Origin of the sequence: Paraglaciecola polaris LMG 21857, assembly GCF_000315055.1 — a bacterium.
In the GTDB taxonomy this organism is placed as follows: domain Bacteria; phylum Pseudomonadota; class Gammaproteobacteria; order Enterobacterales; family Alteromonadaceae; genus Paraglaciecola; species Paraglaciecola polaris.
In genome coordinates, this window is the sequence record NZ_BAER01000115.1 from 167,435 (window position 1) to 182,709 (window position 15,275).

Genomic DNA, 15,275 nt, shown 5'->3' on the forward strand with positions numbered 1-15,275 from the left:
TGGTAAGAGGTGTTTATGAGTCAAGCAGTGGTAGCTGAAGTACAAGGAAATGTTGCGGTTTTGTATATGCAAAACCCACCGGTTAATGCGTTATCTCAGTCGGTGCGTGTTGGATTAATTGAAAACATTAAGCAGGCGCTGGACAACGATAACGTACACGCCATTGTCATCTCATCTCAACTAGCGCTGTTTTCTGGCGGAGCTGACATCAGCGAATTTTCAGGCGGTAATCTTGAACCGCATCTTCCAAACGTATTAGATGTCATCGAAAATGCAAGCAAGCCGATTATTGCCGTGCTTAACGGTCCTGCGTTTGGCGGCGGTTTAGAAGTCGCACTTTCGTGTCATTACCGAGTTACGTTCGCGAGTAACAAGGTTGGTTTACCAGAAGTAAACTTGGGTATTTTACCTGGCGCCGGTGGCACACAACGTCTGCCACGTTTAGCTGGCGTTGCTAAAGCGCTGGATATGATCGTATCCGGTCGTCCAGAAAAAGCCAGCAAGTTAAGCGGCGTGTTCGACCTAATAGTTGAAGACCCTAGCAATCTATTAAGCGAAGCCATGGCTTTTGTGCAAAAAGTGATTGCAGATGGTGCAAAAATTCGTAAAACCGCTGATGTAGCGATTGATAAAGCAAGTGCACCGGATGAGTTATTCGCTCAATACCGTCAAGGACTTAAAAAACAAGCTCGCGGATTTTTCGCTCCAGAGCGTTGTATTCAAGCCGTTGAAGCCTCAGTTTCATTGCCGTTTGAGCAAGGTTTGGTGCGTGAAGGTGAGTTGTTTATGGAATGCATGGGTTCAAAAGAAGCCCGGGCACAACAGCATTTCTTTTTTGCTGAACGTGCTGCATCACATGTTAGCGATTACGATAAATCTACCCCGGTTCGTGACATTAAACAGGTAGGTATTATAGGTGCTGGCACCATGGGTGGCGGTATCGCCATGAACTTTGCCAATGCAGGTATTCCGGTGATCATGCTTGAACTTAAGCAAGAAGCGCTTGATAAAGGCTTAGCACTTATTCGTAAAAACTACGAAAACTCGGCTAAAAAGGGCAAATTGACCCAGCAAGCTGTTGAAGAGCGTATGGCGTTGTTAACCGGATCGACTGAATACGCTGCGTTGAGTGATGTGGACTTGGTTATCGAAGCGGTATTTGAAAAAATGTCGGTTAAGAAAGAAGTCTTTGCTGCACTTGATAAAGTTTGTAAGCCAGGTGCCATTTTGGCCTCTAATACGTCAACGTTAGATGTGAACGAAATCGCGGAATCTACTTCACGCCCTGAAGATGTCATTGGCCTGCATTTCTTTAGCCCTGCCAACGTGATGAAATTGCTCGAAGTGGTAAAAGCAGATAAAACCTCTGCTGAAGTCATTAAAACGTCAATGCAGATGGCGAAAAAAATTAACAAAGTAGCTGTGCTGGTTGGCGTATGTTTCGGCTTTGTGGGTAACCGTATGATTGAACCTTACGGTCGTGAAGCTGCTCGCTTGATGTTAGAAGGGGCTACGCCACAACAAGTAGATAAAATCATCTACGATTTTGGCTTACCCATGGGTCCATTTACTATGGGTGACATGGCTGGTTTGGATATCGGTTTCTATGTGCGTGAATCACGTCGTGAGTTCATTGAACATGATCCTAGCTACTGCGTGGTATCTGACCGTTTGGTTAAGCAAGGTCGTGTGGGTCTTAAGTCAGGCCGTGGCGCGTACATGTATGAACCAGGCAACAGAACGCCAATACCAGATCCTGAAGTCGTTGAAATGGCGAAAGAAGAAGCTGCGCGCTTAGGTGTTGCGCAACGCGACATCTCTGAACAAGAAATTCTAGAACGTATTATCTTCCCGTTAATCAACGAAGGTGCGTTGATTTTAGAAGAAGGTATTGCGGCTAAATCAAGCGACATCGATGTTATCTATGTGTACGGCTATGGCTTCCCAGTTTATCGCGGCGGTCCTATGCAATATGCCGATGAAATTGGCTTGAAAAAAGTTTACGACGCGATGTGTAAGTATCGTGATGAATTAGGTGAATACGGCGGACATTGGTTTGAACCAGCCCCGTTGTTGAAAAAGCTCGCTGAGCAAGGCAAACGCTTTGCAGATTTCAAACAGTAACGCCTACTTAACCTATTAAAAAACGAGAGAAAAATTATGAAAGAAGCAGTCATAGTATCCACCGCAAGAACTCCCATTGGCCGTGCCTATAAAGGTGCGTTTAACAATCTTGAAGCGCCTAGCTTAGGTGGTCATGCCATTCGCGAAGCAGTGAAAAAAGCCGGCATTGATCCCGCGTCAGTTGATGATGTGATCATGGGTAGCGCTTTAACTCAAGGTAGTGGCGGCATGAACATCGGTCGTCTAGCGGGTCTGGCGGGTGGTTTACCGGTTACGGTTTCAGGCATGACACTTGATCGTCAGTGTAGCTCGGGTATGTACGCTATTGCGACAGCCGCTAAGCACATTATTACCGACAACGTACCAGTAATGGTAGCGGGTGGCCTTGATCAAATCAGCTTGGTGCAAAACAAATACATGAATACCCATCGCATGGTTGACCCTGCATTGGCTAAAATGCATAAAAATATCTATATGCCTATGTTGCAAACAGCTGAAGTTGTTGCTGCTCGCTACGGTATTGACCGTGATGCAATGGACGAGTACGCACTGCAAAGTCAAATGCGTACTGCCGCTGGTCAAGCTGCCGGTAAGTTCGACGATGAAATCGTGCCAGTGACGGCCACTAAAGTCGTTGTTGACCGTGAAACTAAAGAAGAGAGCTTCCACGAAGTTACTTTGAGCAAAGATGAAGGTAACCGTGCTGAAACGACGCTTGAAGGGTTAAAAAGCCTTAAGCCTGTTATTGAAGGCGGTGTTATCACAGCCGGTAACGCGAGTCAGTTGTCTGACGGTGCATCAGCCAGTGTGATTATGAGCTCGAAATTGGCTGAGCAACAAAACCTAACGCCCCTTGGTGCGTATCGTGGTATTGCGGTTGCAGGTTGTGAACCCGATGAAATGGGCATTGGTCCCGTATTCGCTATTCCTAAATTGCTTAAGCAACATGGCTTAACCATGAACGATATCGGTTTGTGGGAATTAAATGAAGCATTCGCCGTACAAGTAATGTACTGCCGAGATAAGTTGGGCATTCCTGATGAATTGCTTAACGTTAATGGCGGTGCTATTTCAATTGGGCATCCTTATGGTATGAGCGGTGCGCGTATGGTCGGTCATGCACTTATCGAAGGTAAACGTCGTGGCGCTAAATACGTGGTATGCACCATGTGTATTGGCGGCGGTATGGGCGCAGCTGGTTTATTTGAAGTTTACTAAATTTTAAGCGCCTCGTATGAGGCGCTAAAACGCAATGAGGTTACACAATGCAAGGTTATAAAGCGCCGCAGAAAGACGCATTATTTGTCATGAACGAGTTACTGGGATTTGAAAAGCATTATGCTGATCTCGGTTTTGAAGATGCGTCTCCCGATATGGTTGAAGCCATCTTTTCAGAAGCAGCTAAGTTCAGCGAAAACGTACTTGCGCCGATCAATGCCATCGGTGATGAAGAGGGTTGTACGTGGACAGACTCAGTGGTGACCACACCAACGGGTTTTAAAGAAGCGTATCAACAATATGTTGAGGGCGGATGGCCTTCAATGACTCACCCAGCTGAATTCGGTGGTCAAGAATTACCTTACTCCCTTTCATCTGCGTTAGGTGAGTGGTTATCGGGCGCAAACCATGCTTGGGCTATGTATCCAGGATTGAGTCAAGGTTGTATGGCAACGCTTGAAGCCCACGGTACCCCTGAGCAAAAGAAAATGTTTTTGCACAAATTAGTGGCCGGCACATGGACAGGCACTATGTGCTTGACTGAATCTCACTGTGGTTCAGACCTAGGTATGCTTAAAACCAAGGCTGAAAAGAACGATGATGGCACGTACAGTTTAACCGGCACCAAGATTTTCATCTCGGCGGGTGAACACGATATGTCAGAAAATATCGTGCATATTGTGATTGCGCGTCTTCCGGGAGCACCAGAAGGAACGAAAGGTATTTCGTTGTTCGCGGTACCTAAATTTAACGTCAGTGCTGATGGCGAAAACGAAGATCGCAACGCTGTTACCTGTGGCTCTATTGAGCACAAAATGGGTATCAAAGGTTCAGCGACATGCGTAATCAATTTTGATGGCGCGAAAGGCTACTTAATTGGTACTGAGAATCGTGGTCTAAATTGCATGTTCACCTTTATGAATTCAGCACGTATTGGTACTGGCCTTGAAGGGCTAGCATCAAGCGAAACTGCTTTCCAAGGCGCTCTTGCGTACGCAAAAGACCGTTTACAGTTCCGTTCAATGAAGGGCGTACAAAACCCTGCTGGCCCAGCTGATCCTATTATCGTGCACCCAGATGTACGTCGTATGTTATTAACCCAAAAAGCATTTGCCGAAGGTAGCCGAGCATTAGCTATTTATGCGATGAAATTGGTTGATATCACGTTATACAGCAAAGACGAAGCTGACAAACAGTTAAGCGAAGCGAAATTGGCATTCTTAACGCCGATCGTTAAAGCGTTCTTAACTGAAACTGCGCAAGAATCGACTAGCTACGGCATGCAAGTTTACGGCGGACATGGTTTCATTAAAGAGTGGGGCATGGAGCAATTGGCTCGAGACACTCGTATTTGTACTATGTACGAAGGTACAACAGGTATTCAAGCTATCGATTTACTGGCGCGTAAAGTGGTCGGTTCGAATGGCAAGTTGCTGGATGTATTCACCCAAGAAGTACGCGATTATTGCTTAAGTATTCGTGACAAAGGCCAGTTCAATGCATGGTCAAATGCCATCGAAGTGCATTTAGATGAATGGAAACAACTGACTGTTGATATCACTAAGCGTGCGGCAAATAATCCAGACGAGCTCGGTGCTGCGTCGGTAGATTACTTGATGTATTCAGGTTACGTCACAGTGGGTTATTTCTGGTTGAAAATGGCTGTTTTAGCACAAGAGAAGCTAGATGCAGGCGTTGATAATCCAGAATTTTATCAAGCGAAGTTACACACGGCTAAGTTCTACTTTGACCGATTGTTAACGCGCACTCGCTCATTAGTATCTGCAATCGAAACGGGTTCAGATAGCTTAATGAGTATGCCGGTCGATCAATTCGACTTAGGCGCTTAATACCTCACTTATTCATAGGAATAAGTAAAGGCGAACCTTTTCTTTAGGAAAGTGTTCGCCTTTTTTATTAAAGGGATAAATTATGCCTATAAGCCATCATTACGCTGATATCAACGGCGTATCATTGCATTACGTAGAAGCTGCGTGTCATCAGCCGAAAAACAATACGCAAACCCTAATTTTCTTACACGGTTTTCCCGAATATTGGGGGACTTGGCAGGCGCAAATAGCGCACTTTCGCGAGCATTATCGTGTCATAGTGCCGGATCTCATGGGTTACAATTTAAGTGATAAACCTGAATCACAAGAAGCTTATAGCGTACCCAATCTTATCGCCTTGTATGCACAGTTCGTTGCAACGATAAGCCCAAATGCACCAGTGAACCTCATTGCACATGATTGGGGTGGGGCGATAGCTTGGCCTTTAGCGGCGTTTCATCCGCAACTTTTCAATAAGTTAGTTATTTTGAATGCCGCTCACCCGAGTACGTTTACTCGGGAGATGGCAACGAATCCCCAGCAACGTCAAAAAAGTGCCTACATTCACCAACTAGTTGCCGATGACGGGGTGGAGTTTGTACAAAACAATGACTTTGCCATGCTCAAAGAGATGCTATTTTCAGGTATGCACGATACTCAGTTTAGCGAGCGTCAACAGGCCGAATATGTGCGCGCATGGAAGCAACCCGGGGCTGTTAATGGCATGCTGCAATATTATCGCGCTATGCCGCAATTACCCCCTGAGGATCGACAAAACGCTACAAAGGCATACAGTTTAAAAATCCCTAATATTCGTATCGCTACGCCCACATTAGTCCTATGGGGTGAGCAAGATGAGGCGTTTGTAACCGGCATTTTAGAAGGGATTGAACAGTATGTACCTGATTGCCGAATACAACGTTTTAGTGATGCGACGCATTGGTTACACCACGAAAAACCAAATGAAGTAAATGCTAGCATTGCGCAATTTTTAGCCGAATAAATGGGGTTATTGTGCTTTGCTAATTAGCGTGCTTTTTTATTAAATATACCCTCCTTACAGGACTATTTGCGCAGACCTGTTGTAGCCCGTTCGAAGCTCAACAGGTTTCTATCTGGATTAAACCTTGAGGTTGCCAGTGCCATTAGCCGTTATGGGGTCCTGAGAAATCACTTGATTGCGGCCGTTCTCTTTCGCGAAATATAAACGTTTATCCGCTTTATCGAGCAGATTATCCAAGTCATGGCCATCTTGTCCGAAGCTGGCGATACCAGCACTTAAGGTGATTTGGATCTCACATTTTTGCGTGGTGAATGGTGTTTTCATCAGCAATTTTCGTAATGCATTGACCTGTTGGTGACCTTTATCTATATCGGTGGCCACCATTAATAATGCAAATTCTTCTCCGCCAAATCGAGCGAGTAAATCCGATTTTCGAGTGTTTTTTTGTAGAAAATTCGCTACATGACGCAGTGCATCATCACCCACAGCGTGGCCGTGCACATCATTGATGCTCTTGAATAAATCCAGATCAAACAATACCACTGTTAACGGATCTTGATGACGAGCGGCCAAGGCACTTAGTTGGTGGAAACTTTCATTTAATTTCATACGGTTCGCTAGGCCTGTGAGCGGGTCTGTGCCAGCGAGAGACAACAATCTGTCTTCATTTTGTTCACGATTTTTCTCGTAAACATGGGCAAATGTCATCATTAAAAATGAACTCAAAATCACGTTAACCGATATGGCAACATTGAGGGAAAAGTTATGTTCTGTGCTAATAAAGCGCCAGTGGTAAGCTAAAATGCCGCAAATGATAAAGGTTAATGAAAACCAAAAGCCTTGTTTGCGTCCCATCAACAGGTACGAAATGACTGGAATGGTTAAAATCCATACAAAGATAGATTCAGAGGATTGAGGTACGGACAAACCGTAAATCATAATGATGAAAAACGGCACTACGTAAATAGTAACCCACCTTTGGAAGTGCTCAGTGGTCAATATCCGGCGCCACAGCCATAAGGAGAATAGCCCATAGACCAGTTCTATTAGTGCTAATTGCCATAAACCGCGTTGAAAATTGACGACAGAGAAAATGCAACCACCGATAAAGGTGATAATAAGTAGCACCCGCATAACATCACGTCGGTACTGGATATTCTGAACTAACTGATCCGTCATTTTTATCTCATACAACGTTGGCCTGAGGAAATAAGCGCAGGGTAAAATATGCTATTTTGCTTTTAGTATACGCATTAGGCGAGACATACTGGTGCGCTTAGAAAACTCACTATCGATATGTAAAATATAAATTTTAACATAACGATAAATGGTTTGGTTATCAATATATTGGGGTGACAATTGTCGTTTATAGTGGATTTATTAGCAGTATGTATTAGCGGGCTGTGCAATTAAGCAGAATAGTCGTTTGGCATGGAACCAAGCGTTATACCGGTATTAAAAAAACGGCCTCAGAAGAGGCCGTTTTCCTAGTCACCAAGTAGTACTACTTGGTGATTTAGTCTGGGAATTTATCCCCAGAACCATGTTGAAAAGGTTAGCCCGCTCATCGTGGGCATCGATGGATAATCTCGTTAGATTCGGTCGTTTAATACGGCAACGATAGGTGAATTGGTTAAGCCATTTTCGGTGGCCCAAGCCACAACAGTTTTGCCGTCTTGCTCAGGTGTGCTCAAGTCGCTTTTTGGCATTTTCTTAACCATTAAGGTACCGGTTTCAACTGCGCCATTTAACATGGCGGTACGGATCAAGCTGTTGCCTCCACAGCTGATACCTGAATAATAATCTTGTAATTTAAGTCGGTAGTCAGACTGAACACGTTTCATTTTTTTGCGTAATTCACCTTTATCGTCTGCTTTAACGATAGTGCAGATGTTTTGCAATGCTTCGGCTACGTCAGCCTGAGCAGGTGCAGCAAACATAATAGTGGTAGCGGCGATAGCGATAGAAGCTTTAACAATTTTCAACATGGTCAATTCCTCGGTTCTTATTTTAATTATAATCTCGTTTCGTTGAGGTAATTAAACGCTATTTGCATTGATTAAAAAATCTACAAGCTGATACTTTGGTATGAGACCTAATACCTTTGTTGGCCCTGCGACCTGGTTATAACCATTATGAAAAGTGCGATATTCCACTAATGTAACTACTCTTAATAACGCTTCATCACACCACTCAATGCTAGGCGCACTGAGCACAATTGATAAGGATACATCGCTGACGCACAACTTACATGTGCGTCACCTATCATGCCCATTGCTGCCTAGGCGGGCGATATAACCTAAGAGTTAAATACTTAAATCTAGCAGGTTGTAATCTTTCAACTTAGCAAGTGTATCCGGCTGCCAGCTAAAATCAGTGCTCGAATGCGCAAGGGGCTGATAACTAAAAGGGGTTTCTTGGGGGTACTGGGCACGGCGTGCCTCAATGGCGTAACCTATCGCATGCGCGCGCTTTTCGATCATGGCGGCATCATATATAGCGGCTTCGCTGTGTATGCCTGCCCCTTTTACATCTAATACCGATGAACGTTTATGAAAGCCAAAGTTGATGGTAATGCGTGGCTCAAAACCGGTGTTGGCAAATGAACCATGTACAAGTTGGCGATTACATATCACTACATCTCCAGCATTACAGATAATAGGTACTGCATCAGGTAGACGCTCGCTGCCCGCGTCTTCGACCATTTGCTTAATGTTCTGTCGTCCTAGTGCATGTGAACCTGGCACGACCCATACGCCGTTTACGGCTGTGCTGCCATAGGCTTGAGCCATAAAGTTGAAGCCGTGAATTTGGGCATCAAATTCAGGATTATTCCAATGGGTATCGCCATCTTGGTGCCATGATACCGCGGCACCTAAGCCGGGTTCCTTGATAAATAAGCACTCATGAAACGGGGCGAAATCTTCGCCGTTGATAGCTTGGGCCACTTTTAATAACTCAGGGTGGGCGTAAACACGTAAACAGGCGGGTGAAAATTGTAACGAGCCTAGTAGTACAAATGGCGATTCTTTTGGGGCATCGCTGGCTGCAGTAGGCTCAAATAGTTTGACTTGATGGCGTCCATTGGCAATGGGGGTTCCTCCAAGTGGATCCCCAAGCGGCTTAGCCCACAACAAATTAGGGGCCTTACAATCTACCCCAAGGGCGGGTTCGCCTTTAGCATTGACTTTATCGCCATTGTTAACGGCAAAGCGTTGTTTTAACTGGGTCAAGTCTTGCTCTATGTCTGTTAATTCTTGAGGATCCAGCACGTTTTCAAAGATATAAAAGCCATATTTTATATACGCCGCACGAATGCCACTGTTTAGCTGCCCATCGGCATCAAATAATATTGGTAATCAGATACTGGCGCATGGCGTCAGCGTCATTGCCATAATGGGCAGCGCAGGCCTCGATAGAATCGCTAATGTCTGTGATCATGGTGTATCCCTCATATGTAAATAATTAGTTAACGAGTGTATTCTTAATCTTTTGTAAATTTTATGCAACATAAAATTTAATATATGATAAAGTTTACTCAATGAAATATATGAGTCAGATTGTATGAAACCAGTCAGAGCGCAGGGTGGGGTCGCAACACGCACCGCCAACAAATTGAAACGCAAGCAGACGATCCTCAATACTGCCAGAGACATTATAGCCACTGGTGGCTATGCCTCATTCACCCTTGCCGAATTGGCAATTCAGGCAAATGTAACAGTGCCAACGATACATAATTTGATTGGCAACAAGTCTGAGGTGCTTACACAGTTGGTGGTAGACATGGTTGAGCGCACTGAGCAGGTGTTATCTTCCACTGCTTTTAAGGATCCGATTTCGGCTGTTGAGTCATTCACTGACAATCTGATGTCGCTTTATCATGATGATGAAGCCTTTTACAAAGCGGCGTTTGTAATTGGTGAACAAGAGTCCATGTTCGAACATGGTCATGCTGGCGGTATTTTCAAAAAATCACTTAAGCTTGCTTATCAGGTCTGCCTTGACGCAAAAGAGCATGGATTCCTCGTTGGAAACATCAATAGTGAATTACTTGCCGACAGACTATTCGCCAATCAGCGTATAGCACGCTACGACTGGATGCACGGCTATATCGATTTGTCTGAGTATCGTTGTCAAATGATTTGCGGCATGCTGTTAACCTTCGCCGCCGATGCGACGGAAGAATATCGCCCGGTATTAATAGCAAAAATGAGTACGGTTTTCCTAGAAAGTGTAGAGCAACGATAAACAGTCGCTCTACAAGGCAGTTGAATGTGCAACTTAGGCGCATGGCAAAGACAAGCAAACATAGTTGAGATAAACCGAAATGAAATACAATAAGGCCACTGGTTTTTTGACGGGAATTTTTCCTGTAGTGCCCACACCATTAAAGCACGATGAGTCATTAGATTTGATTGGCCTTAGTCGCTGCCTAACGTTTTACCTAGACTCACCGGCAGCCGGTGTAACTGTGCTTGGTAGTGGTGGTGAGCTGCCTTATTTAAGTGACGCTGAACAACTATCAGTGGTCAAGCAAGCTCATCAATGTGTGAATAAAGCCAAACCGATTATCGTTGGTGTCAATGCCTTTAGTGTGCACCACGCACTGGACAAAATTGCGGCTTATCAAGGTATGGCTGATGCGGTGATGGTGTTATTTACCGGCTATTATAAACATGATTTCGCCGCCCTTAAAAAAGCCATAAAAGCGGTGGCGGAAAGTAGTCCTGTACCTGTGCTGTACTATCATTTCCCTCAGGTGTCTGGCCTGTTTCTAAACGCCCCTCAGCTTATCGAAATCTTAAGCGACACAGGCGTAGTGGGCATGAAAGACAGCGCTTTGCATGTCAAAAGTGCCAAAATGGTCTTGCAGCATTGTAACGATAGCGCCTATTTTTCGGGATTGAGTTTATTGTTACCTGAGTTGATAAACCAAGGCGCTGCAGGTGCAATATGCCCGATAGGAGCCATTGCACCTACACACACTACCGAATTTTTTGTTAACTGGGTTAAAGGCGATAAACAAGCAGCGCAACATACCCATAGTCAACTAACCCATATCTTGCCCATAGTAAACAACCTCGCTATGTCGCCTGTATTACAATATAGATTGTTACTTTGGGTTACGGGTTTTCCCATCAGTTTATTAAAGCAAGCATCTAGCCCGCAGGCAACCAGTAAAGCGGCTTTGGTGCTATTAGGCGTCGACATTACCAGCACAGTGCGCCGGCCTCTGCCGGCCCTTAAAGATCAATCGAATGAACAAATTTTACAGTGCCTGAAAAACGCGCAGTTAATCACGCGTACCTAATGTTAAAAATCCCTGGGGCAGGTAATGAGAGCAAATTAACGGTGGTTTGCTTATCTCTTTGAGCCGCATATTGCTTGAAACTGAATTGTTGAAGGTAAAAATCATTGTTTAACTTTTGTGATGTAAAAATGTACAGTGAGTAAAATATCGCATAAGACTAATAACCCTGCCTGTTATTAATCAGCGCAAAGTGAACATTGAGGATTTTTGCTGTAGGGCGCGCTTTACTGCGAAAACATGTAAATCAAGGAGAGGTGATGGGACTTATTTTAGGCCCGCTACTGTTATTTTGGCTGGTGATGAGCAGCTACGTATTAAGCATAGGGCATTCATTATTACATGATGCTGCTCTGTATCCTTATACACTAGTGGTTGTTTTTAGTGCTGTGCTATCACTAATATTATACCTTTATCTAGGGTTTAATCGATTTACGACCAGTCATACTCTGAGCTGGTATGACATTCCGTTATTTTTCACAACCCATAAAACTGCCATTCTTATTTTCCTAGTCTGCATATTGACGCATTGGTTTGGGGCAAACATGCTAAGTCATTATTACCTTAAACCCTTGCCCTTTATTATTATGTTCACCATTTCTTTTGGTGCGATTACTGGGGCGTTTGCCTCAAGTGCATTTATGAAAAAGTATAATATTAAGCGAGAGCATTAAGCTTGGTGACATAAGCAACCAGCCCAGAAATAACTATCTGTGAATGTGATGAAAACACTTTGCAAGGTGAATCATTTAGCCTACACCTAAACTGACGACTCAGGTTTGGGGAGCGACAGGAAAATGGACGTGACGCTGTGATGAAGAAAACGATACAACTTCTGGTGATTAGCCTTGTTGCTTTATTGCCCAAGCACCTATTGGCTGAAACCTTTACCGCTCATTGTCGTAATTATCCTCCTGAATTGTTTTTTGATGGCAGCAAATGTGCCGGGGTGTTACCCGACTTAGTGTCCGACATATTTACTGAGCTTGGACACGATATTAACTGGGCATATGTGCCTTGGGTACGCTCAATTAGGGAAGCGAAAAAAGGCAATGTAGACGTGATGATCCGCCATTCTATGACCCCTGAACGCAAGTCTGTATTGAAACCTATCACTTACGGTTACACGATAAGGCACCTTTCATTTTATAAATCGCCTAGATTTCGTGGGGATATAACGTCATATGACGATCTTGAGAAAGTAAACATTGGAGCGATTCGAGGGGTTTTTTATTCTCCCAGATTTTCAGTGCTTAATACAAGGACACTGACATTGGTGGGGAAAACCGATCAACTTATCGCTATGCTAGAACTAGGGCGAATAGATGTGGTGGTTACGTCAGCCTCACACAACGAAGAATTGTTTGACACTCGTTTTGAAAAAGCGACCTTTGTAGATACTTTTTTGAATCCTGTTTATATCAGCATCCCGTTAAATTCAAGCGCCATAGGCATTTATGATGATGTTGCTCAGCGTATGCTCGAATATCGTAAAAGTGGCAAGGTAGACACGTATTTTGAAAAATATGGAGTGCCGGCGCCCCAGCAGATTTTTGAATGATATTAAAGAACGGAATAGGCGATAGTCATAGTGCCCTAAACCCGTGCTGATGTTTTTAATACGCCCTGATCGCTGAATGTCACACCTACAACCTATTGGTGTTACCATGTCAGTTCTGTCAACGGGCATAAATAATCCCATACTTTGTCGACGTCCGGCCAAATGCGATAATCGTTTTTTAGCATTATTACACTGGCATTGGCTTGAACTTTGCTTTTTCAACTTCGCTTTCGCAGAGATTTTAGTTATCAAAATAAATGACCCAATTGTGCATTTTACGCACGAATTAGCCACGCAATTAAAACCTCTGGAGCAATTATCAGCCCAAGGTAAAGTACAGAAAATCAAGCTTATTATTCATGCGGGCACACCCAAGACCGGCACCACAAGCTTACAAACCTATCTCGACAAAAAACAGCGCAAACTCAGAGGTAAGGGGATCCTTTACCCGCACAATTTAGCGGAATCAAATAACCCAGCCGCACCAAAACATCAATGGTTTGAAAAGAATTTAGTCAGCGCGCATTTGGAAAACTTCTTAGCGAATTTTACGCATATCATCTCCCAGCTTAAACCTGATACTCACACCATTATTCTATCATCTGAGGGCATTTATAATTATTGGTGGGATTTTCCGGGTGAATCAAAAGAAGCCTTGCGTACTTTGAGCCAACTTTTTGATGTTGATCTGTGGGTGTGGTTTCGGGAACCACTCGGGTTTATTGAAAGTTATTATAAGCAATGTATTCGTAATCCCCAGGTGGCCAGCAACCCCTGTTATGGCAAAGATTTATCGTTTGCTGAGATGTTACATATCCCATGGTTCTCAAAACATCTGGACTATCAAGGGTTTGTAACTGAATGCCAAACCTTGCTGGGGGAGAATAGCGTTTCAGCGTTTCAATATAAAGGCGATGTAGTGCAGGAAGTTGCGCACAAATTAGGACTAGCCACGACCCATGATAATCCAACACCAAGACAAAATAACAGTTTAAACAGTGCTTCGATAAAGCTCCTGAAAACCCTCAATCACTATAATATTAAAGCCAAAGACAAAGAGCTTCTGATGCCGCATTTGAAGGAAATTAATGGGCTTCTAGGACGTTACGTAAATGATAGCTTGATTGATGATATCTCTAGAGATCGGGTGCTGATGATAGCGAATCCAGTCACGTTTTAAGTGTTTGTTATGATTTTTTTGTTGAATCTGATGGTCAATAGCGGATTCTTAAAAAGACGGTGATTCCTCGAAATAGAGTTAAATTTTAAACAAGCCAGCGGTTAAACTATCGCTGGCTTAATATTTCGTCAGGAGTTATGCGTCGCGTAAAACACGCCTAAGCATTTTACCCACAGCTGACTTGGGTACTTCGTCAATGAATACCACTGATTTAGGGACTTTGTAAGGAGTAAGATGTGCCCGGCAGTAGGCAATGATATCGGCCTCAGTAACCTTGCTGCCTGGCGCTTTAACGGCAAATAACTTCACAGCCTCACCGGTTTTTTCATCTGGTACACCTAAACATGCACATTCCACAACGCCATCACATTTAGCCGCCACTTGTTCCACGTCATTGGGATAGACGTTGAATCCCGATACAATCACCATGTCCTTTTTACGATCTACTATCTGGAAATTCCCTTCTGCATCGACAATCGCGATATCTCCTGTGCGAAAGTAACCGTCTGATGTAAAAGCTGCAGCAGAAATTTCTGGTTGTTGGTAATAGCCCTTTGTCACTTGAGGGCCTTTGGCAACCAGTTCACCACGTTCACCCATCGGCACTTCATTGTCTTCATCATCAAGTAGCTTAATCTCGGTATTGGGAAATGCACGTCCGATTTTACCGGTAAAGGTACGCTCACTTGCTTGAGTCCAAGTTAAAATAGGTGAGGTTTCCGATAATCCATAACCCTGAATGATCGGTAGACCTGTTATCGCTTGCCACTTTTCAGAGGTTGCTTCCATGGCCGCGGTGCCGCCATTAATAGTGGCTTGCAGGTTTGAAAAATCAATATTTACGAAATCAGGGTGTGTCATCATACCCACATAAAGAGTGTTCACACCTGTGATAAGCGTAAAACCACTTTCTTTGATGGTACTGATAAAGCCATCCATGTCTCGTGGGTTAGTTATGAGGATATTATGTGAACCACAGCCTGCATAAATGAGGAAATTAACCGTTAACGACAAAAATATGGTACATGGGAATGGCAGTAATAATGACTTCC

At 44.0% G+C, this 15,275-nt stretch carries 13 protein-coding genes; 9 read left to right on the plus strand and 4 right to left on the minus strand.

Annotation, left to right across the window (positions count from 1 at the left end):
* Positions 1–15 precede the first annotated feature (15 nt).
* From GPLA_RS18570 to GPLA_RS18585, 4 genes are all read left to right on the plus strand, one after another.
* A complete protein-coding gene (locus tag GPLA_RS18570) occupies positions 16–2,124 on the plus strand; it encodes a 3-hydroxyacyl-CoA dehydrogenase NAD-binding domain-containing protein (RefSeq protein WP_007106530.1) in 2,109 nt (702 codons plus the stop codon).
* Between the two features lie 36 nt (positions 2,125–2,160).
* Positions 2,161–3,342, plus strand: a complete 1,182-nt coding sequence (locus tag GPLA_RS18575) for an acetyl-CoA C-acyltransferase (RefSeq protein WP_007106531.1) — start codon at positions 2,161–2,163, stop codon at positions 3,340–3,342.
* Between the two features lie 47 nt (positions 3,343–3,389).
* Complete coding sequence (locus tag GPLA_RS18580) at positions 3,390–5,192, plus strand: acyl-CoA dehydrogenase C-terminal domain-containing protein (RefSeq protein WP_007106532.1); 1,803 nt, start codon at positions 3,390–3,392, stop codon at positions 5,190–5,192.
* An 82-nt stretch (positions 5,193–5,274) separates the two neighbouring features.
* The gene (locus GPLA_RS18585; protein ID WP_007106533.1) at positions 5,275–6,174 is read left to right on the plus strand and encodes an alpha/beta fold hydrolase; all 900 of its coding nucleotides are present in this window, start codon (positions 5,275–5,277) and stop codon (positions 6,172–6,174) included.
* A 117-nt stretch (positions 6,175–6,291) separates the two neighbouring features.
* Here the strand turns inward: GPLA_RS18585 and GPLA_RS18590 are convergent, their stop codons facing one another.
* The 3 genes from GPLA_RS18590 to GPLA_RS18600 all read right to left on the minus strand — a co-directional run bounded on the left by GPLA_RS18590 (position 6,292) and on the right by GPLA_RS18600 (position 9,446).
* A complete protein-coding gene (locus GPLA_RS18590; protein ID WP_007106534.1) occupies positions 6,292–7,353 on the minus strand; it encodes a GGDEF domain-containing protein in 1,062 nt (353 codons plus the stop codon).
* A 413-nt stretch (positions 7,354–7,766) separates the two neighbouring features.
* Positions 7,767–8,162, minus strand: coding sequence for a DUF3718 domain-containing protein (locus GPLA_RS18595; RefSeq protein WP_007106536.1), 396 nt, complete (start codon positions 8,160–8,162; stop codon positions 7,767–7,769).
* A 318-nt stretch (positions 8,163–8,480) separates the two neighbouring features.
* Entirely contained in the window at positions 8,481–9,446 is a 966-nt protein-coding gene (locus GPLA_RS18600; RefSeq protein WP_007106537.1) for a phytanoyl-CoA dioxygenase family protein, read from the minus strand.
* A 292-nt stretch (positions 9,447–9,738) separates the two neighbouring features.
* On the opposite strand from GPLA_RS18600, the gene GPLA_RS18605 reads away from it, so the two are divergent.
* From GPLA_RS18605 to GPLA_RS18625, 5 genes are all read left to right on the plus strand, one after another.
* The gene (locus GPLA_RS18605) at positions 9,739–10,422 is read left to right on the plus strand and encodes a TetR/AcrR family transcriptional regulator (protein ID WP_007106538.1); all 684 of its coding nucleotides are present in this window, start codon (positions 9,739–9,741) and stop codon (positions 10,420–10,422) included.
* 79 nt (positions 10,423–10,501) lie between these two features.
* Complete coding sequence (locus GPLA_RS18610; RefSeq protein WP_007106539.1) at positions 10,502–11,485, plus strand: dihydrodipicolinate synthase family protein; 984 nt, start codon at positions 10,502–10,504, stop codon at positions 11,483–11,485.
* Positions 11,486–11,742: 257 nt separating this feature from the next.
* A complete protein-coding gene (locus tag GPLA_RS18615) occupies positions 11,743–12,156 on the plus strand; it encodes a hypothetical protein (protein WP_007106541.1) in 414 nt (137 codons plus the stop codon).
* Positions 12,157–12,296: 140 nt separating this feature from the next.
* The gene (locus GPLA_RS18620) at positions 12,297–13,043 is read left to right on the plus strand and encodes a substrate-binding periplasmic protein (protein ID WP_007106542.1); all 747 of its coding nucleotides are present in this window, start codon (positions 12,297–12,299) and stop codon (positions 13,041–13,043) included.
* 253 nt (positions 13,044–13,296) lie between these two features.
* Positions 13,297–14,223, plus strand: coding sequence for a sulfotransferase family protein (locus GPLA_RS18625; protein WP_040515355.1), 927 nt, complete (start codon positions 13,297–13,299; stop codon positions 14,221–14,223).
* A gap of 135 nt (positions 14,224–14,358) precedes the next feature.
* Here GPLA_RS18625 and GPLA_RS18630 read toward each other — a convergent pair.
* On the minus strand, positions 14,359–15,275 hold a 917-nt coding region (locus GPLA_RS18630), incomplete at its 5' end, for an AMP-binding protein (RefSeq protein ID WP_083882116.1).

Coding starts and splice junctions, on each gene's coding strand:
- GPLA_RS18570 (WP_007106530.1), top strand. CDS start 16: ATGAGTCAAGCAGTGGTAGCTGAAGTACAAGGAAATGTTGCGGTTTTG.
- GPLA_RS18575 (WP_007106531.1), top strand. CDS start 2,161: ATGAAAGAAGCAGTCATAGTATCCACCGCAAGAACTCCCATTGGCCGT.
- GPLA_RS18580 (WP_007106532.1), top strand. CDS start 3,390: ATGCAAGGTTATAAAGCGCCGCAGAAAGACGCATTATTTGTCATGAAC.
- GPLA_RS18585 (WP_007106533.1), top strand. CDS start 5,275: ATGCCTATAAGCCATCATTACGCTGATATCAACGGCGTATCATTGCAT.
- GPLA_RS18590 (WP_007106534.1), bottom strand. CDS start 7,353: ATGACGGATCAGTTAGTTCAGAATATCCAGTACCGACGTGATGTTATG.
- GPLA_RS18595 (WP_007106536.1), bottom strand. CDS start 8,162: ATGTTGAAAATTGTTAAAGCTTCTATCGCTATCGCCGCTACCACTATT.
- GPLA_RS18605 (WP_007106538.1), top strand. CDS start 9,739: ATGAAACCAGTCAGAGCGCAGGGTGGGGTCGCAACACGCACCGCCAAC.
- GPLA_RS18610 (WP_007106539.1), top strand. CDS start 10,502: ATGAAATACAATAAGGCCACTGGTTTTTTGACGGGAATTTTTCCTGTA.
- GPLA_RS18615 (WP_007106541.1), top strand. CDS start 11,743: ATGGGACTTATTTTAGGCCCGCTACTGTTATTTTGGCTGGTGATGAGC.
- GPLA_RS18620 (WP_007106542.1), top strand. CDS start 12,297: ATGAAGAAAACGATACAACTTCTGGTGATTAGCCTTGTTGCTTTATTG.